This is a genomic window from Lysinibacillus sp. GW823-FHT02G10, from assembly GCF_058797135.1.
Window position 1 is genome coordinate 761,304 of sequence record NZ_JBXAJI010000001.1, and the last position, 19,056, is coordinate 780,359.

At 40.5% G+C, this 19,056-nt stretch carries 20 protein-coding genes; 16 read left to right on the forward strand and 4 right to left on the reverse strand.

Going from position 1 to position 19,056, the window contains the following annotated elements:
- Positions 1-39 precede the first annotated feature (39 nt).
- The 3 genes from AC1RFD_RS03770 to AC1RFD_RS03780 are packed head-to-tail and all read left to right on the forward strand — an operon-like array spanning position 40 to position 3,951.
- Positions 40-1,308, forward strand: coding sequence for a cytosine permease (locus AC1RFD_RS03770; RefSeq protein ID WP_492474507.1), 1,269 nt, complete (start codon positions 40-42; stop codon positions 1,306-1,308).
- Positions 1,305-2,408 carry an S-methyl thiohydantoin desulfurase family protein gene (locus AC1RFD_RS03775; protein ID WP_492474508.1) on the forward strand — a complete coding sequence of 368 codons (1,104 nt, stop codon included), beginning with the start codon at positions 1,305-1,307 and terminating at the stop codon, positions 2,406-2,408. Before AC1RFD_RS03770 ends, AC1RFD_RS03775 begins: the two co-directional genes overlap by 4 nt.
- Positions 2,401-3,951, forward strand: a complete 1,551-nt coding sequence (locus AC1RFD_RS03780; RefSeq protein ID WP_112117839.1) for a hydantoinase/oxoprolinase N-terminal domain-containing protein — start codon at positions 2,401-2,403, stop codon at positions 3,949-3,951. Before AC1RFD_RS03775 ends, AC1RFD_RS03780 begins: the two co-directional genes overlap by 8 nt.
- Positions 3,952-3,968: 17 nt before the next feature.
- Here the strand turns inward: AC1RFD_RS03780 and AC1RFD_RS03785 are convergent, their stop codons facing one another.
- Both AC1RFD_RS03785 and AC1RFD_RS03790 read right to left on the reverse strand, forming a co-directional pair.
- On the reverse strand, positions 3,969-4,643 hold the full coding sequence (locus tag AC1RFD_RS03785; RefSeq protein WP_492474509.1) for an HAD family hydrolase: 675 nt from the start codon (positions 4,641-4,643) through the stop codon (positions 3,969-3,971).
- A gap of 6 nt (positions 4,644-4,649) precedes the next feature.
- Positions 4,650-4,883 carry a hypothetical protein gene (locus AC1RFD_RS03790; RefSeq protein WP_016994653.1) on the reverse strand — a complete coding sequence of 78 codons (234 nt, stop codon included), beginning with the start codon at positions 4,881-4,883 and terminating at the stop codon, positions 4,650-4,652.
- 190 nt (positions 4,884-5,073) lie between these two features.
- Here AC1RFD_RS03790 and AC1RFD_RS03795 point away from each other — a divergent pair, with 190 nt between their 5' ends.
- The 11 genes from AC1RFD_RS03795 (at position 5,074) to ptsP (ending at position 15,701) form a co-directional block, all read left to right on the forward strand.
- Positions 5,074-5,850, forward strand: coding sequence for a hypothetical protein (locus AC1RFD_RS03795; RefSeq protein ID WP_492474510.1), 777 nt, complete (start codon positions 5,074-5,076; stop codon positions 5,848-5,850).
- On the forward strand, positions 5,847-6,203 hold the full coding sequence (locus AC1RFD_RS03800; RefSeq protein WP_048390347.1) for a GntR family transcriptional regulator: 357 nt from the start codon (positions 5,847-5,849) through the stop codon (positions 6,201-6,203). Before AC1RFD_RS03795 ends, AC1RFD_RS03800 begins: the two co-directional genes overlap by 4 nt.
- A gap of 9 nt (positions 6,204-6,212) precedes the next feature.
- The gene (locus AC1RFD_RS03805; protein WP_048390349.1) at positions 6,213-6,926 is read left to right on the forward strand and encodes an ABC transporter ATP-binding protein; all 714 of its coding nucleotides are present in this window, start codon (positions 6,213-6,215) and stop codon (positions 6,924-6,926) included.
- A gap of 87 nt (positions 6,927-7,013) precedes the next feature.
- Positions 7,014-7,934 (forward strand): ABC transporter ATP-binding protein, encoded by a 921-nt coding sequence (locus AC1RFD_RS03810; protein WP_009370928.1) that lies wholly within the window; start codon positions 7,014-7,016, stop codon positions 7,932-7,934.
- A complete protein-coding gene (locus tag AC1RFD_RS03815) occupies positions 7,912-8,853 on the forward strand; it encodes an ABC transporter permease (protein ID WP_009370929.1) in 942 nt (313 codons plus the stop codon). Before AC1RFD_RS03810 ends, AC1RFD_RS03815 begins: the two co-directional genes overlap by 23 nt.
- A gap of 177 nt (positions 8,854-9,030) precedes the next feature.
- Positions 9,031-10,974, forward strand: coding sequence for an N-acetylglucosamine-specific PTS transporter subunit IIBC (nagE, locus tag AC1RFD_RS03820; protein ID WP_436455822.1), 1,944 nt, complete (start codon positions 9,031-9,033; stop codon positions 10,972-10,974).
- A gap of 97 nt (positions 10,975-11,071) precedes the next feature.
- Positions 11,072-12,232, forward strand: coding sequence for an N-acetylglucosamine-6-phosphate deacetylase (gene nagA / locus AC1RFD_RS03825; RefSeq protein WP_492474511.1), 1,161 nt, complete (start codon positions 11,072-11,074; stop codon positions 12,230-12,232).
- Positions 12,233-12,293: 61 nt separating this feature from the next.
- A complete protein-coding gene (locus tag AC1RFD_RS03830; RefSeq protein ID WP_066037443.1) occupies positions 12,294-13,004 on the forward strand; it encodes a sugar isomerase domain-containing protein in 711 nt (236 codons plus the stop codon).
- A gap of 20 nt (positions 13,005-13,024) precedes the next feature.
- Positions 13,025-13,729, forward strand: a complete 705-nt coding sequence (locus AC1RFD_RS03835) for a glucosamine-6-phosphate deaminase (RefSeq protein WP_131519856.1) — start codon at positions 13,025-13,027, stop codon at positions 13,727-13,729.
- On the forward strand, positions 13,726-13,992 hold the full coding sequence (locus AC1RFD_RS03840) for an HPr family phosphocarrier protein (RefSeq protein WP_004229305.1): 267 nt from the start codon (positions 13,726-13,728) through the stop codon (positions 13,990-13,992). The genes AC1RFD_RS03835 and AC1RFD_RS03840 overlap by 4 nt, the downstream gene beginning before the upstream one ends.
- Entirely contained in the window at positions 13,989-15,701 is a 1,713-nt protein-coding gene (gene ptsP, locus AC1RFD_RS03845; RefSeq protein WP_054550898.1) for a phosphoenolpyruvate--protein phosphotransferase, read from the forward strand. Before AC1RFD_RS03840 ends, ptsP begins: the two co-directional genes overlap by 4 nt.
- 44 nt (positions 15,702-15,745) lie before the next feature.
- Here ptsP and AC1RFD_RS03850 read toward each other — a convergent pair whose 3' ends face one another.
- On the reverse strand, positions 15,746-16,411 hold the full coding sequence (locus AC1RFD_RS03850; protein WP_492474870.1) for an HAD family hydrolase: 666 nt from the start codon (positions 16,409-16,411) through the stop codon (positions 15,746-15,748).
- Between the two features lie 70 nt (positions 16,412-16,481).
- Complete coding sequence (locus AC1RFD_RS03855; protein ID WP_319840212.1) at positions 16,482-17,249, reverse strand: sporulation protein; 768 nt, start codon at positions 17,247-17,249, stop codon at positions 16,482-16,484.
- Between the two features lie 111 nt (positions 17,250-17,360).
- Here AC1RFD_RS03855 and AC1RFD_RS03860 point away from each other — a divergent pair, with 111 nt between their 5' ends.
- Both AC1RFD_RS03860 and AC1RFD_RS03865 read left to right on the forward strand, forming a co-directional pair.
- Complete coding sequence (locus AC1RFD_RS03860; RefSeq protein ID WP_492474512.1) at positions 17,361-18,215, forward strand: LysR family transcriptional regulator; 855 nt, start codon at positions 17,361-17,363, stop codon at positions 18,213-18,215.
- A 76-nt stretch (positions 18,216-18,291) separates the two neighbouring features.
- Positions 18,292-19,026 carry an urease accessory protein UreH domain-containing protein gene (locus tag AC1RFD_RS03865; protein WP_259948839.1) on the forward strand — a complete coding sequence of 245 codons (735 nt, stop codon included), beginning with the start codon at positions 18,292-18,294 and terminating at the stop codon, positions 19,024-19,026.
- The last annotated feature ends 30 nt before the right edge of the window (positions 19,027-19,056 follow it).

A 19,056-nucleotide genomic window follows, 5' to 3' on the forward strand; every position in this document is an offset into this window, starting at 1 on the left:
TAAAAACATTAATCCATCACCAAATAAGGAGGGAGTCACATGCAAAATGAAAATAAAGGTCAATCTTGGTATAGCTTAGGCATTATTTGGGCTGGTGCCATGATTTGTATTCCCAGTTTATTAGTCGGTAACGCACTGATTACCAATATGAGTTTATCAAAGGCACTGGCTGTTGCTTTTGTAGGCTATGCTATTGTCGTGATCATCATGATTTTGCAAGGCATGCAAAGCAGTGATTTAGGAAAGCCCACTGTCCATATAGCAGGACAAGTGTTTGGAAAAAAGGGCTCTCGTACAATATTATCCATTATCTTATCCATTGCTTGCTTAGGGTGGTTTGGCATTCAGGCCAATGTGTGTGGCGTAGCCTTAGCAAACTTATTAGCAATCTATCATTTGAATATACCCATTCCAATCGCTTCATTCATTAGTGGTATGGTCATGGTCGTATCCGCACTTTATGGGATGAAGGTGTTGCGTATTTTAAGCTATATCGCCGTACCATTGCTCGTCATCATTTGCCTGTATGGTTTAGGTCAAATATTAACTGGTGAGCAACTACAGCTCGTTCGGGATTATCAGCCACAGGGCAATATGAGCTTTATGGATGGTTTAGCTGTAACGATTGGGTCCTTTGCATTAGGGGCTGTTATCGCGGGTGATTATTCGCAATTTTCAAAAAAGCGTTCAGACGTTTTCAAAGCCGCTACATTAGGGATTATTCCTGCAGGGGTGCTAATGATTGCTGTGGGAGCTGTCTTAACGATTGCCTATCAAACAAGTGATATTACAGCAGTCTTTCTGCATATCGCAACACCCTTTATTGGTGGAGTGGGTCTGATTTTAGCAACATGGAAAACCAATTTGGTCAATGCAATTTCAGGTGGAATTGCCTTAATTAATGTATTTGATGTTGCTAAAAACAAAGAACGATTAGCCATAGGTGTGGCGGGTACAATTGGCACAATCTTAGCCGTTGTAGGGATTTTAAATTATTTTACACCTATCATGTCAATTTTATCGGCGATGATTCCGCCTGTTGCAGGGGTGATGATTGCTTCCTACTGGGTCATTCATAAAGGCAAAACAGATAGCTGGCAGGAAGTTGAAGGGGTCAATCGATTAGGTGTATTGTCTTGGCTAGTAGGTGCTGTAATTGCCTGTATGCCAGTGGTATTTTCCTTATTCCCTGCATTGCCAGCACTACCAAACCAACCGATGATTGGCATCATTATTTCATTCGTGATTTATTATGTTGGGTATCGTGTATCTGTACAAAAAACGGTCATATTGGAGGAACATAGATGAGATATTTAGATCAGGCAGCTATTGAACATATTGCCATAGGGGCAGCATTTTTAGGAACAGGTGGGGGAGGAGATCCCTATATTGGAAAATTAATGGCGCTTTCTGCTATCGAAAAAAATGGCCCTGTAAAGTTGTATTCAGTGGATGAAATTGCGGATGATGATTTTTTCATTCCAGCCGCAATGATGGGGGCGCCATCGGTTTTAGTAGAAAAATTCCCACGTGGCGATGAGTTTGTTAAGGTTTTCCAAAAGCTCGCGCAATATTTGGGAAAAGAAAAAATTGCAGGCACCTATCCAATGGAAGCTGGTGGGGTCAATTCGATGATTCCTATTGTAGTAGCAGCACAGCTTGGCTTACCATTGATTGATTGTGATGGCATGGGGCGTGCATTTCCGGAATTACAAATGGTGACATTCCACTTAGATGGGATTTCGGCAACGCCAATGGCCATCACTGATGAAAAAGGGAATATTGGTATTTTTGAAACGATTGATAATAAATGGACTGAGCGTATCGCCCGAACAGCAACAGTAGAAATGGGCGCTAGTTCTTTAGTGAGCCTCTACCCAACAACGGGTGCGCAAATTAAACAAAGCGGTGTTCATCATATAGTGACGCTTTCTGAAAAAATCGGTGAAATTATTGCCTCGAAAGATCAAGAGGTGAACGATAAGCTACAAAGCCTTTTAAACCTTGCAGAAGGATATGAGCTTTTCCAAGGAAAAATAGTGGATGTTATTCGTGAAACGAAGGGTGGCTTTAACCTAGGTAAAATGAATCTTGAAGGTATTGAATCTTATAAAAATGATCAAATGAAGGTTCATTTCCAAAATGAAAACTTATTAGCTGAGAAAAACGGGCAGGTTATAGCGATGACACCAGACTTAATTTGTTTGGTGGATTATGAAACTTTATTGCCTGTTACAACAGAGAGCTTAAAATATGGTAAACGTGTGCGTGTGATTGGCTTACCAGCACATGAAAAATGGCGTACAGCAAAAGGTATTGAAACAGCTGGACCCAAATACTTTGGCTATGAATATGAGTATACGCCAATTGAGGAATTGGTGAAAAAGGAGGTAGCAGAGCATGTATAAAATTGGAATCGATGTAGGTGGAACAAACACAGATGCCATCCTTTTAGACCATAATAGCCAGCTTATTTACAGTGTGAAATCACCAACAAGCTTAGATATTAAAACAGGGATTGAAAAGTCACTGCAACAATTACTAGAGGGCGCAAATATTGATAAAACAAAAATTACCCATGCGATGTTAGGGACAACACAATGCACCAATGCCATTGTTGAACGTAAAAAGCTAGCAAAGGTTGGTGTCATTCGACTAGGTTATCCAGCGACGGCTTCCGTACTCCCTTATACAGCTTGGCCAGCAGATATGATTGATAAATTATCTGGTAATTATGCCATTGCCCATGGTGGTTATGAATATGACGGCCAATTATTGAGTGCGCTTGATCAACAGGAAATTACAAAACTACTAGAAGAATGGCGTGGTCAAGTAGAATCTATTGCGATTGTTGGTGTCTTTTCCTCTATTAAAAATGATCAAGAATTGCAGGTTCGTGAATGGATTCAAGAAGTCTATGGCGAGGAATTCCCAATTTCCTGCTCCTCATTAATAGGTTCAGTCGGGTTAATAGAACGTGAAAATGCTACGATTCTAAATGCTGCATTATGTAAGGTGATTGAGACAACAACACAGGGCTTTGTACAGGCGTTACAAGCGGAAGGCATTTTTGATGTAGAGGTTTATCTATGCCAGAATGACGGTACATTAATGTCTATCGACTACGCCAAGCAATTCCCAATTTTAACAATTGCCTGTGGACCAACAAATAGTATCCGTGGAGCATCTTATTTATCCCAAATTCAAAACACAATGGTATTGGATGTTGGGGGTACCACTTCAGATATCGGTGTATTACAGGATGGTTTCCCGCGAGAATCCTCGGTCGCAGTTGAAGTGGGAGACATTCGGACAAACTTTAGGATGCCAGATATTATTTCAGTCGGACTTGGCGGGGGAAGTATTGTTCGTGTGAACGGCAACAAAATTACAGTTGGGCCGGATAGTGTAGGCTATAAAATCAGTGAGGAGGCCCTTGTTTTCGGTGGCTCGACCTTAACGACAACAGATATCGCTGTCCGTTTAGGCTTAGCAGATGTAGGTGATTCCACGTTAGTGGCACATATTGATGAAGCCTTTGCCAAAGCCGTTCAAGAAGAAATTTCTTCGTTACTAGAACAGGCGATTGATAAGATGAAAACTTCCTCAGAGGATGTGTCATTAGTCTTAGTAGGGGGTGGTGGTATCATTGTGCCAGAAAATATTCGGGGCGTTTCCACAATTGTAAAATCTGAATACGGTGGTGTTGCGAATGCCATCGGAGCCTCGATTGCACAAATTAGTGGTCAATATGAGCAAATTTATATTTATTCCAAAGAACCGCGTGAGGAATCCTTGAAGGATGCACAAAACAAGGCTGTGAAACAAGCCGTATTAGCAGGTGCTCTTGAAGATACCATTGAGCTAGTGGAAGTAGAAGAAACACCTCTCGCGTATCATCCAGAAAATGCAACAAGATTGAAGGTAAAAGTAGTAGGGAAAATGGTGTAACAGTCAAAGGAAGAGTCCTAGTTAAACAGGGCTCTTCCTTTTATTAATTGCTCAAATGAATGAATCACTGCATCAGGTTTAATGTCAGTAGGATTCGTGAGCCGATGAGGATTGTACCATATGCCCTTCATCCTTGCTCGCTGACAACCAGCAATATCTTTTGCTAAGTCATCCCCAACGAATAAGGTTTCATTTGGCTGAACTTGGAGCTGATGTAGAGCTAATTCAAATATGCGTTTGTCAGGCTTAGTTAAGCCTACTTCCTCCGAAATAAGGATAACATCAAAATAGCTAGCTAAACCTGTATGTGTGATTTTAGCCTTTTGTCGCTGTGTAGAGCCGTTTGTGATAATGCCAACTTGTACTTGCTTCTTAATCTTTTGGAGAACCTTCAACATATGTTGATCGATAGAAAAGCAATATGGAAACTGCTGATCCCAAAAATCTTGCATGTCATGGCGAGGTAATTGAAAGGTTGATGGAAACGCATCAAAAAACGATGATAAAACATTGGTTTTATCGGCAATCCCATAGTCTCTTTTATCGTATTCCTTAAATTTTTCCAACATGTCCTTTTTGAGCATACCCTGAACAGCACCATAGTATTTTTCCAAAATAATATAAAACAGGTTATCGACAGCATGATCTCGATTAAGTAAGGTATCATCTAAATCAAATAGTATCGCTTTCAACGAGCTTCATGTCCTTTCTTGCTCATCAAGAGGTTTTCGTTTATGTTTTTCATTAATAATTTTTTTGTTTAAGATCGTTACCTTGCCAACCATGAGCAACCTCATATCTTCCACAATATACTTAGCTAGCTCTTCGTCCGATATGTCATCTCCATCAATATCAAGGCGAAAATCCTGCCCTTGTATGCCACCACCATTGGTAAATTCAATTTCAAAATCAAAGACAACTCTTTTATCCATTCAAGTACCACCTTACGCTTAGTGTTAGAGTGCTACCCATATATTCTGTGTTTAATAGGTGAATACCTTCTTTGAGCATAAGCGTAATTGTTGAGCAAACGAAATTTCCTTTTTCTTGTATTTACCACTTGCCAACAAAAAAGTCATAGTGTAATATGTGACTAGTACACTATGACACGAGGTGTTGTGATTGAAAAGCTTTACAGGACTTTTAAAAAAAGAATGGGTACTTTATCGCTCATGGTTTCTAGTAGGGATATTTATGGGACTTATGCTATCTTGGATAGTTCCCTATATCTTACATCAGTTTGTTGATCTCTTTGCACAGGAAAATCAGCTAGAGTTTGTATTTACGATGCTCGTCCTTTTTCTAGGCGGATTTTATTCTGTTATACAATTTTTGGCATCGATGCGATTTGACATTAAAGCAAAGGAGAGCTGGCTCCATTCAACAAGCTCTATCACAAAGCTTATCGGAGCAAAATTGGTTTGCTCATTAGTAGGATATGTCCTCTTCACTATCCTTTTTACGAGTGTAGCCATTTTTAATATTAAAGATGAGCTGATTGCGAGCGCTGGACAAATTTTATTAGTTTTAGTAATAATTGTTATTATATTGACGATTTTACAATTAATGCTATTTATCGTTCTTTTATTCTTTTTAGCTTTTTATTTGCAATTGAAGCGCATAATAGGTCGTTTTTCAATTGTGCTGACAATGATTGTGTTTTATGTAACCACAGCTGGTTGGGCGCGGGTAACGGAGAGTCAGCTGTATCGAGCGATCTTCCTCCATGGGGAAGTTTCGCTTCAAAACATCGAACACTATCTACCAAAAGCGAAAGAAATGACGATGGAATGGATGCTTGGCTCGATATATGTCGTTGAGGAAATAGCCATTACGTTATTACTACTACTGCTGTTTTTAGCAGCATCGAAGTGGCTTGAAAGGGTGGTTTTACGATGACGATGGATTTTTCGCGTGACAAACCCATTTATAGCCAGCTTGTCGATCGAATTTGTGGAGACATTTTGAAGGGGAAGTTGGAGCTAGGTGATCGACTTCCCTCTGTTCGAGAATATGCAGTAGAAACAGGTGTCAATGTCAATACGGTGCAACGTGTATATAAGGAGTTAGAGGCAATGAATATAACGGAAACCAAACGAGGACAGGGTACATTTATTACGAGCAATGAGGAGCGCATTGAGTTATTGCGTGAAGAGATGAAAAATCAGCTGGCTGAAAATTTTTTAACATCGATTGAGGCATTAGGCTTTTCGAAGGAAGAGATGCTTGTGGTTTTGAAAAATAAAGCGTGAGGTGAAGGGATGTTACAGCTATCAAATGTATCTTTTCAATATAAGAAAAAGCCAGTTTTACAGGATCTATCCTTCTCCTTTCCGATTGGACAAATCATTGGACTAGTTGGAGAAAATGGTAGTGGTAAATCTACGCTTATGAAAGTTTTAGCTGGTTTACTGAGACCCACTGCTGGTGAGATCACACTAGAGGGTAAGCCCGTCACACGTAGAAGTGCTGACAAAATTGCTTATTTACCAGATACAGATTTATTTTTTGAGTACTACACGGGTGAACAGCTTTTCCAGCATTATGCTTCGCAATTTGAAGATTTTTCCTATGATAAAGCCTGTATCGTCGCACAATTTTTACAGGTAGATACGCGCACAAAGCTACGCCAATTATCAAAGGGTAATCGTGGTCGCATGAAAATGGCTGCCACCCTTGGACGAGAGGTTCCTTATTATGTCATGGACGAACCATTTGCTGGGCTAGACCCAATTGTGAGAGAGCAGTTGATTAAAGGCTTAATTCAATTTACGGACATCGAAAATCAAACGATTTTGCTATCCACACATGAATTATATGAGGTAGAGCCTATTTTAGATCAAATTATTTTATTGCAGGCAGGATCAATCATGGCCTACGAGAATGTGGAAACATTACGCGACGTGGCTAATAAGGATGCAGTTGAGTGGATGAAAGGGTTTTATCGTCCTTCAGTAAAAAATATTGACAGCTAAAGGTGAAGAAGGAATCGTCAATAAAGCAATGTTGTCGTGCCAGACTGCATAATGCTCAGGCGAAATAGATTAGAAAGGGTGAAAAATATGACAGAACCGATTGTACAATTGCAAAATTTATCGAAAACTATTCGAGGAAAGCAATTAATTCAACAGTTAAACATTGATTTATATCCAGGCCAAATTACAGGATTTTTAGGACCGAATGGAGCGGGGAAAACAACAACAATCCGAATGATGACAGGGCTTATGCATCCAACAGAGGGCAATGTCATCATCGACGGGCTTTCACTGAAGGAGCATTACGAGGAAGCCATTAGTAAGGTTGGTGTGATTGTTGAAAATCCAGAAATGTATAAATTTATGTCAGGCTATAAAAATTTACTACATTTTGCACGTATGCATAAAAATGTAACAAAGGAACGAATTCAGGAGGTCATTCAACAGGTTGGGCTCGAAAATCGTATACATGAAAAGGTCTCTACGTATTCACTTGGTATGAGACAACGACTAGGATTAGCCCAGGCGTTATTGCACAGACCGAAATTTTTGATTTTAGATGAGCCGACGAATGGCTTAGACCCTGCTGGTATTCGTGAGTTTCGTATGTACCTGCGGAAGATTGCTTCAGAAGAGGGCGTATCCGTCTTTGTCTCAAGTCACTTGTTATCAGAAATTGAATTGATGTGTGATCGAGTGGCTGTGATTCAAAATGGGCAGCTGATTGATCTGCGCGATATTCATAATGAAAGCTCATCGTTTTATTATGTGGAGGCACAGCCAAAAGAGCAGGTGTCTGCTTATCTGGAACAGTGTGACTTTAACTTTGTAGCAGAGAATCAAGGCTATGTGGTGGAAATGAAGAAAGAGGATGTCCCAGCTATGACTACACAACTAGTCCAAGCGGGTATTCAATTATTTGCTGTACAGCCACATCAAAAAACATTAGAGGATCAATTCTTAGAAATGACTGGAGGCGGACAAATTGCTGAAGCTAATTCAAAATGAGTGGATGAAATTATGGCATAAAAAAGGAACATGGGCAATGGTGGCCATGCTGATTCTTGTCATTCTTGTTCCTGCTGGAATCACCAAATATTATGAAGTAAAATCCCCGACGGAAGGTTCTTGGCAGGACATAGAGCAGGATGCCATTCAATCTTATAAAGAGACGCTAGCAGGTGAAGATTTAACGGAGGAAGATAAGGCATACTTTCAAGAGCAGATGGCTATTTCTGAATATCGTTTAGCGAATGATGCACCAAGTCAAAAAGATAGTAGTCTTGCAAGCTTTATGTCCTTTACAAGTGGTATGCTTACGCTTGTTACTTTATTTACAGTCATTACCGCAGCTAGTATTGTATCGAGCGAATTTTCAACAGGGACGATTAAAATGCTCTTAACGCGTCCAATGTCCCGTGCAAAAGTGTTAACGTCTAAATTACTGACAACATTCCTTTTTGGTTTGTTATTGTATGTGGTCAATGTTGTGGTAAGTGCCCTTATCGGCTTAGTCTTGTTCGGCATGGGAACAGGTGTGGAATTAGAAATGGTCAATGGACAGGTCGTTGAAAAGGCTGTATGGAGCGATTTAGCCTATCATTACCTATTATCTGGTGGCGATTTTGTGATGTCTACATTATTTGCCTTTTTGATTGGCTCAGTATTCCGTTCAAGTTCATTAGCAATCGGTTTAACGATGTTCCTTTCTTTTACAGGCGGCATGATAGTTATGTTTTTAAGCCGATACGACATCGTCAAATATATTTGGCTCACACATTCTGATTTAACACAGTATGAGCATGGTGGTGGCTCCATGATTGCTGATGTGACGTTGCCCTTCTCATTAACAGTACTTGCTATATACGCAGTAGTTTTCCTTGTCATTAGTTATTCAACCTTTATGAAACGTGATGTCACGGCATAAGCTAAAGAAGAACTGTGCCCTAATTTTGGATTAGGGTGCGGTTTTTTGTTTAACATCACGAAATATTAAAAAAGTATTTATTTTTTTTTGAATTGCGCCTATAATAATAGCAACTTAGTGAAAACGCTTTTTTTTTACTAAAGTGGTCTAGACAACTATACCAAAGGGGGATAATGAATGTTTGCTTTCTTACAAAAAATCGGTAAGTCGCTCATGTTTCCAATCGCAACATTACCAGCAGCAGCATTACTATTGCGTTTAGGTTCAGCGGATATGCTTGGGGCCGTACCGAATGAAGCCATCCAGTACATTGCTAGTATTATGGCCGCTTCTGGTAATGCTATACTAGGGAATTTACCAATTATTTTTGCTATCGGTATTGCGATGGGGTTTGCACATGATAGCAGTGGTGGCGCAGCTCTAGCAGGTGCGATTGCGCATCTTGTTTTAGTCGCCGTTTTAGGGACTGTTAACGAAGAATTAAATATGGGTGTATTTGGTGGTATTATTGCCGGTATTACGGCAGGCTTATTATATAACAAATATTATAATGTGAAATTTCCAGAATGGTTATCATTCTTCGGTGGACGGCGCTTTGTACCGATTATTACGTCCATCACCATGGCAATTTTAGGTAGTATTTTAGCAATTGTTTGGGGACCAATTCAAGGTGGCATTGATGCTGTCGGTAATTGGATGATCGGTGCAGGATCACTTGGCGTAGGGATGTATGGCTTCTTCAACCGTCTATTAATTCCAGTGGGTCTCCACCATGTAATCAATACAATTATTTGGTTTGATTTCGGTGAATTTACAAATGCAGCAGGCGAAATCGTGAAAGGGGATATCAACCGCTTCCTAGCAGGAGACACGACAGCTGGACATTTCCAAGCTGGTTTCTTCCCAATTATGATGTTTGGCTTACCAGCAGCCTGTCTAGCAATGTATTTTGCAGCGAAAAAAGAAAAGCGTCCAATCGTTGGAGGGATGTTCGTTTCCATCGCTTTAACAGCCTTTTTAACGGGTGTTACAGAGCCTATTGAATTTTCCTTTATGTTCTTATCACCAGTTCTTTATGGTATTCATGCTGTATTAACAGGTATTTCTTTGGCTGTGGCCTATCTCGTTGGATTCCGTGACGGCTTTGGGTTCTCGGCAGGCTTAATTGACTACTTACTCAACCTTGGTCTGGCAGATAAACCATGGCTCTTATTACCTTTAGGTTTAGGCTTTGGGGCGATTTACTTTGTGGTATTCTATTTCTTAATCAAAAAATTAGACTTAAAAACACCAGGACGTGAAGACGATGAGGATGAGGATGGCGAAGTAAATGCTATTGCTGATGATGTCGATTTACGTGCATATTATACAATTGAAGCATTAGGTGGAAAAGACAATATTAAGCAAGTGGATTATTGTACAACTCGCCTACGATTATTAGTACAGGATTCTGCTAGCGTCGATGAAAAAACATTGAAGCAAACAGGTGCAAGAGGAGTTATGCGTATTAGTAAAACCAATGTCCAAGTAATCATTGGGACATCCGTGGAGTTTTTAGCTGAAGCCATAAAAGAACGTTTGAAAAAAGGCAATCCAGCACCAGCCAATGTAGGACTTCCATCAGCTCAGCCTGTCATGGAAGAAACTGTGAAGAATGACACGATGACATTCCGTGATTTCGAAATGCCAATGACGGGTGATTTATTGCCTTTAACAGAAGTGCCTGATGAGGCATTTTCAGCAGGCTTGATGGGCCCAGGTTTCGGGATACGTCCGACAGATGGAGCAGTCTATGCACCATTTGATGGTCAAGTAGTGATGGTGTTCCCCACAAAGCATGCAATTGGCTTAAAATCTGATACGGGCATTGAAGTATTAATTCATGTTGGCTTAGATACGGTCAAACTAAATGGTGATGGTTTTGATCTGTTCGTTACAGATGGTCAAAAAGTTAAGCGTGGGGATGCGTTATTAAAAGCAGACCTTGTACAGATTGAAGGGCAAGTACCTTCTGTCATCACACCAATTGTATTTACAAGCTTAATGGGGCAAGAGATTACACTTGAAAAGACTGGCTATCAACGAGCAGGCTCAACGAATATTATTACAATGAAGAAGTAACAACTAATGGGGCTGTTAGCGAAGGTATACAGAGGCAATGAGCTATTGCACACGGATGCCTTTTCGACAGCCCTTGTTCAAGAAGGAGATGTTTTTCTTGAGTTTACTCATTCGAAATATCACAGTAGTGAATGGCAATGGACGAGATGAACAGGTAGATGTATGGATGAAGGATGGTAAAATTGCGCAAGTTGCTCCTCAGCTTGATATCCACGATGTAGAACAGCTTGATGGTTCAGGGAAATTTTTATTGCCAGGATTTATTGATATGCACATTCATGGATCCGCTCAAATGGATACGATGGATGCTTCTGATGAAGGGCTTCATACGATGGCTCAATCCCTTTTAAAAGAAGGAACGACAAGCTTTTTAGCTACAACGATGACACAAAGCTATGACAACATTGAACGAGCTATTGAAAATGTAGCACAGTTCCAGCCACAGCCAGATGAAGCAGAGGTACTAGGTATTCATATCGAAGGGCCATTTGTTTCAAAGCAGCGAGCAGGGGCACAGCCTCTTGAATATATTGTCGAGCTAAATTTAGATATATGGACAAAATGGCAGCAACTAAGTGGCCATAAAATTAAGCAAATTACGCTAGCACCAGAAGAACCGAATGGCATGGCAGCTGTGCAAAGTATTTCTGCTAGCGGTGTCATTGTTTCAATTGGTCATTCGGATGCTACCTTTGAGCAAATGCAACAAGCGGCTCAATTAGGTGCCACACAGGGGACACACTTATACAACCAAATGCGTCCATTCCACCATCGAGATCCAGGTGTAGTTGGCGGTGTCCTGCTGCTAGATGCGATTAAGGCAGAACTGATTGTTGATTTTATCCATATGCATGAAGGCGCTGTGGAAATGGCCTATCGCTTAAAGGGAGCAGACGGGCTTATTTTAATTACAGATGCCATGCGCGCAAAGGGAATGCCCTACGGAGCATATGATTTAGGCGGTCAAACAGTTCATGTGACAGAAGCTGGTGCCCATTTGTCAAATGGATCGTTAGCAGGCAGTATTTTAAAAATGGATCAGGCTGTACGGAATATGCATCACATTACGAATTGTACGCTGGAGGAGCTTGTCAAAATGTCCAGCTTTAATGCTGCCGAACAATTGAAGCTAGGTAATAAGGGTCAGCTTATACAAGGCTTTGATGCGGATGCAGTGATTTTAGATGAACAATTAAAGCTCCACCAAACGATTAAGGCGGGCAAGGTCTTATATGATGCAAATTCAAGTGGACAATAGTTACTAATATGCAGCAGGTATACAAACATCTTGCATGAAACGAATGAAAAGGTGATAGAACATGAATACCTATTTTCAACAAGTAAATCGATATTTAACAATGGTGGCACAGCAGGAAAGCAACCAACTTATGCATATTGCCAAGCAAATTGTTAAACGTCTCACAAAGGGAGGCATTATCCAGCTCTTTGGCTCTGGTCATTCCATGCTACTAGCACAGGAATGTTACTATAGAGCAGGTGGCTTAGTGCCTGTCAAACCGATACACATAGAATCGTTAATGCTACATCAGGGTGCACGGCAATCCTCACAAAATGAAAAAAAACAGGCTTTTTTAGCCACCTATAAGGATCAGCTGCAATTTGATGACCAAGATGTTTGTATCATCATTTCAACCTCTGCCAATAATCCAGTGCCCATTGATATGGCTATCTATGCAAAGGAAGCGGGCGCTTTGACTATTTCACTCCAATCACTGGAATATCAGCACCAGCCGTCGCGCCATCCGTCAGGCAAGCGTTTAGAGCAAGTAGTAGATGAAGTATTGAATACGCATGTGCCATTAGGTGATGGTGTGTTAACCGTTGACCAATTGCAATATGCCCCTGTATCAACGGTGTTAGGTGCGACTTTATTAAATGCTTTATTCGCCCAAATCATTGAACTTATGCATGCACAGGGCGCTAGTGTACCAGTGTTTGGTAGCAGTAATTTAGGGGAAAATAATAACGATGCGCTCATTGATCAGTATGGTCAGCGTATTCATTTCTAGGATACAAAGGAGGATATGTGGTGAAAGTAAAAAGATTTTCCTCAATGGATGATTTATATTCACATGCAGTAGCGACCATCGTTGAAGCCAAAAATAATGGCGCCACAACGTTCGGGTTAGCTACTGGTGGAACAATGGAACCACTATATGCTAAAATCTGTAAAACAGATATTGATTTTTCACATTGTATTAGCTTTAATTTGGATGAGTATGTTGGACTTGAGGCAACTCATCAGCAAAGCTACGCCTATTATATGAACAAACATTTATTTAACCAAAAACCATTTTTAGCATCGTATTTACCAGATGGATTAGCAGTAGATCCTTTAGTGGAAACAGCTCGCTATGAAGGATTACTGCAACAATATCCCTTAGATTTCCAACTGCTTGGTATCGGTCAAAATGGTCATATCGGCTTCAATGAGCCTGGTACGTCATTTGCTTCTTTAACACATCTTGTAACACTCGAAGAATCTACTCGTCAAGCTAACGCGCGTTACTTTTCATCCATTGACGAAGTGCCGACACAGGCATACACGATGGGTATTCAATCGATTATGCGGGCAAAATGCATTTTGTTACTCGCAGTGGGAGAAGCTAAGCGTGAGGTGTTAGAGCGTTTACTGGCATCTGATTATACAGAAGACGTACCTGCAACTGCTTTATCGAAACATCCAAATGTAATGGTTTTAACAGACTTACAAGAAGAGGAGAATAAATTATGAAAACACAACAATTTACAGTAGTCGATCCTTTAGGTATTCATGCACGACCAGCGAGCCAGCTTGTGGCAAAAGCAACACCATTTGCTTCATCTATAGAAATACGTACAGAAGAAAAAGCAGCTAACTTGAAATCAATCTTAGGTGTGATGGGATTAGCCTTAAAGCAAGGTTCACAATTTACACTTGTTGTAGAGGGGGAAGACGAAGAGCAAGCATTAGCAGCACTAACGACACTCATCACGGAAATGGGGCTTGCACAATGACACGACTCACTGGTATTGCCGCTTCAGACGGCATTGCCATTGCGAAAGCATATCGTTTCGTCCAACCAGATTTAACATTCGCTAAAACAACTGTTCATGATATCGAGGCAGAGCAGAAACGTTTAGCAGCCGCTCTTGCCAAAGCAGAGCAAGAACTGATTGTCATTCGACAGCAAACATTAGAAAAATTTAGTGCAGAAGAAGCCGCAATTTTTGAGGCACATTTATTAGTGGTTCATGATCCCGAATTAATTGGGCCTATCAATCAAAAAATTGCAGACGAAGCGGTAAATGCGGAGTATGCATTGCATGAAGTAACCTCTATGTTTGTGGCATTATTTGAAGGTATGGATGACGAATACATGAGTGCCCGTGCATCAGATATTAAAGATGTGACAAATCGCATATTAGCACATTTACTCGGAGTACATATTCCAAATCCAAGCAATATTAACGAACAGGTAATTATCGTAGCGAATGATTTGACACCTTCAGAGACAGCCCAATTAGATCGCAACTATGTTCTCGGTTTTATTACCGATATTGGTGGGCGTACATCCCATTCAGCCATCATGGCTCGTAGCTTAGAAATCCCAGCAGTCGTAGGGGCAGGGGTTGCTACGACAACAATTCAGGATGGCGATACTATAATTGTTGACGGTTTGACGGGTCAAGTCCTAGTGAATCCAAGTGCCGATGTGATTGCAGACTATCAGGAAAAGGCACAAAAATACCGGGGACAGCAGGCGGAATGGTCTACTTTAGTGAATGAGCAAACCGTTTCTAAAGATGGCGTGCATGTTGAGCTAGCGGCTAATATTGGATCGCCAAATGATTTGGATGGTGTATTGCGTCATGGAGCAGAGGGAGTTGGCTTATATCGAACAGAGTTTTTATATATGGGCAGAGAAAATTTACCCTCTGAGGAAGAACAATTTACAGCGTATAAAACAGTCTTGGAAGGAATGAAGGGCAAGCCCGTTGTTATTCGAACACTCGATATTGGTGGCGACAAGCACCTGCCATATTTACCTTTGCAAGAAGAAATGAATCCATTCCTTGGTCACCGTGCTATTCGTCTATGTCTTGACCAGCAGGAGTTATTCCGCACACAATTGCGAGCACTACTGCGAGCATCTGTCTACGGAAACTTAAAAATTATGTTCCCTATGATAGCGACCATTCAAGAATTCCGTGCGGCTAAAGCCATTTTGCTTGAGGAAAAGGAAAAGCTGATAGCTGGAGGGATTGCAGTAGGCTCTTCCATAGAGGTCGGGATGATGGTTGAAATTCCCTCGACAGCCGTAATGGCAGATATTTTTGCCAAAGAAGTGGATTTCTTCTCCATCGGGACAAATGATTTAATTCAATATACAATGGCGGCAGATCGGATGAATGAAAAAGTTTCTTATTTATATCAACCATATAACCCAGCCATATTACGTTTAATTCAAATGGTCATTAAAGCTGCCCATCAAGAACAAAAATGGGTAGGAATGTGTGGAGAAATGGCTGGCGATGAACATGCTGTTCCACTATTGCTAGGCTTAGGCTTAGATGAGTTCTCTATGAGTGCTACGTCTATTTTAAAAACGAGGGCCTTGCTAAAGCAATTATCTGTCCCAGAGATGCAGACTTTAGCAACAGAGGCATTACAGCTAGCGACAGCTGAAGAAGTGCTGGAAAAAGTAAAGCAAGCTGTGAAATAGGATAAAACAAAAACCCATCTACCAACAAGTAGATGGGTTATTTATTATTGGCTGAAAGAGTCAATGAATATCGGTATTTCTAATAAATCCTCCACGATGGCATCCGCTTGAACATGTTGCCATTGTTTATCTTTTTTCCAAATGCCCTTCATTCCCACATGTTGAGCACCTTTGACATCATTCACAGGATGGTCGCCGATAAAAACACATTCATGAGGAAGGACATTCAGCTTTTCGATGGCATTTAAAAACAGTTGAGGATCGGGTTTTTTCATTCCTGCCCATTCCGAAACTAAAATGACATCAAAATAATGTTCAATTGCTAATGCCTTTATAGTGTCCATCTGAAAATGCCCATAGCCATTCGTAATCATGCCTAAAGCCAACTGATCCCTTTTCAATTGTTCTAGCATAGGGATAAGGTTAGGAAAAGGGACACAGCTATATTTAAATTCGTTTAGGTAATCTTGAAGAAGTTCTTCCCACGTAATATGAACAAGGTGAAATTCTTCTACCAATTGCTGATAGACATGGTCCTTCCAAACGTAGCCCCGCTTATCTAATTGGATAAAACGAGCTATATATTGTTCTTTTGGAATGGAACCTAGTACTCCCTTTAATCGCTCATATTGCTGCTTAATGAAGAGTTCGACAGATGCATCTCTATTTAATAATGTTCCGTCTAAATCAAATAATGCCGCTTTCATCATCATCCTTTTCTCCCTCCTATTTGATCATAAAAAAGTAGCTGAAGTTAGGCTTCAACTACTTTTTAGTTCATTAGGCATGTTTTGAAATGATTTGCTGAAGCTTTGCTTGTAGTGTCGGTAGGTCATGCATCGTAATCGTTGTGCGAACATAGCTTTCATCCATATCTAATGCTTCAGCAAAAAAGCTACCAATGCCTTTTACTTTGCGATCAATTTGCATGAAAATCTCTGCAGAATGGTTGGATTGAGAAAGGAAAACTAATTCAAGCTCATCTAAATGGCCTCTATATTGTCCAGTGGGTACAAATTCAAATTCCTGGACAAATGGATAGTAGCCGCGGAAGCGTGAAGGAGCTTGTTCACATTCAGCTTCACGTAAACGGAAACCTAATCCACGAATTGCATCTAATATATGACCTGCTAGTGCTGTTGGCTCGACACGAATATAATCCTTATCACTCGGATCGACCGCATTTTTAATATCAAGACCCGTTTGAATCCATACCTGTGTTTTACCTGCACTAATCGGTGTTTCAAATGGCAATGTTAATGAAATAGGGAAGATTTTTTCCTCGCCGGCGCCCAGTGTGAAAGGCTCTGTTACTTTGACCTTCTGCAGTGCGGCAACCTCTGTATGTTTGTGATCATTCGACTCACGGATATAGGTCGTATTGACGGATAGGTAAATCGTGTCGACCTGTTGCTCAACTTGACCGCCACGCACAATGATTTCACCCTGCATGACCTCTCCAGCACGATAAGTATCCTTCTCCAATCTTGTATCCACTGTCGCTGAACCTATACCAATACTTGCTAATGCTTTATGAAAAAAAGACATCTTTCATTCCTCCTACTGACATCGTTAGCTATACATACGCTTATGTTGAAAAAAGGTTTCAAGACTTACAAATTTTTCGTTATACTAGTTGAAAACGAAAGAGGGATGGCGATGGAGACAGAGTGGCTACGCACATTTATAGTGGCAGCACAAACTGAAAACTTTCGAGAAACAGCTGAAAAACGATTTATTACACAATCGACTGTAACGAAGCATATCCAGCATTTAGAAAGGACATTGCAAACCCCATTATTTAATCGACAGAGCAAACAGGTGACGTTAAATCAGCAGGGTACTTATTTTCGTCTGCAGGCACAAAAAATCCTGTCCGCTTTAGATGAAGGGCTACAACAAATGGATTCCTTCGTAAAAGGCTACACCGCTAAGCTTACGATTGGCGTTGCTCCGCAAATAGCGAATTCAACATTACCAGCTATTATTACAGCATTCCAGCATCGAAAGCCCTCTACTCAGGTAGTGATAGAACTTTTAAAATCCAATGAAATTGGGGAAGCGGTATTTACTGGTGTAATCGATATGGGCTTATCCAAATTAACCTCAACTCGTGAGCTTCACACGGTAATGCTTGCACAAGAACCATTGCATTTAATTGCTCCTATTGCTAAAAAGGAATATGATGCTTTCACCCTTTTACAGCAGGAAACGCTTTTCACACATGAATATGCGCCCTATTGGCAGGAAGTACAACAGGTGCTACAGCAATTTACTAGCCATCAAACAATGCATATTAATCAAACAGAGGTAATCAAGCATTTCGTCAAGCATGGTCTTGGTATTGCCTTGCTGCCTAAGAGTGTAATTGAACCAGATTGTCAGCAAAATCTTCTACATAGCTATTCAGTAAAAGAATTTTCTCACATTGTATCGGATACTTACTTGCTTACAAAGTATGTCTCGGCTGATTATGATGATTTTTTAGTAGCGTGTAATAGCGTGTATGGGTAAAGCCGTTTTCTGCACTGTTTATTCATAATGTTCCTTTATACTATTTTAGTATAAATAATAGATAGAGGGTGTTTAGATGTATAGTATATTGTCCACCATTAGTCAGTTGATTAGTGAACCGCTTACGCAATTTGTACAGGGCTATGAGCATTCTGCCCTGATGATGGCCATTCTTCTTGGCTTGATAGGTGCCTTTGCTCCATGTCAGTTAACAGGTAATATGAGTGCCATTACATTTTACGGCAATCGAACACTTCAAAAGAGCAGTAATTGGCAAGAAATTATGTTTTTTATAGTGGGGAAAGTGGTTGTTTTTAGTGTGCTTGGCTTTTGTGCTTGGCTTTTTGGGCAATCATTTGAAACAAAGATGACCGTTTATTTTCCAATCTTTCGTCAGGCTATTGGGCCGATGATGCTGCTAACAGGGCTGGTGCTAATCGGTTTATTCAAATTAACCTTTCTACAACGTTTAACATCGCTGCTGCCGCCTGTAGTAAAAGAGGGGAAATTTGGCTCGTTCTTAATGGGCGCTAGTTTTTCTATTGCCTTTTGTCCCACTATGTTTGTTCTATTTTTTGTATGGTTAATGCCCCTTGTGGCGAGCACTTCCTATGGGCTGCTTCTACCTAGTATTTTTGGCGTAGCGACCGCTGTACCGCTCATCATCATGCTTCTGTTGATCTATGTCTTTGATGCCAAGCGTATTATCCTACGAAAAAGTATGAAAATGGGAAGAGCTATTCAAATGACAGCAGGTATCCTATTAATTTTAATCGGAATAACGGACACCATTACATATTGGAGTATGTAAGACATGTATAATAGAGTGAAAATGAGAAAG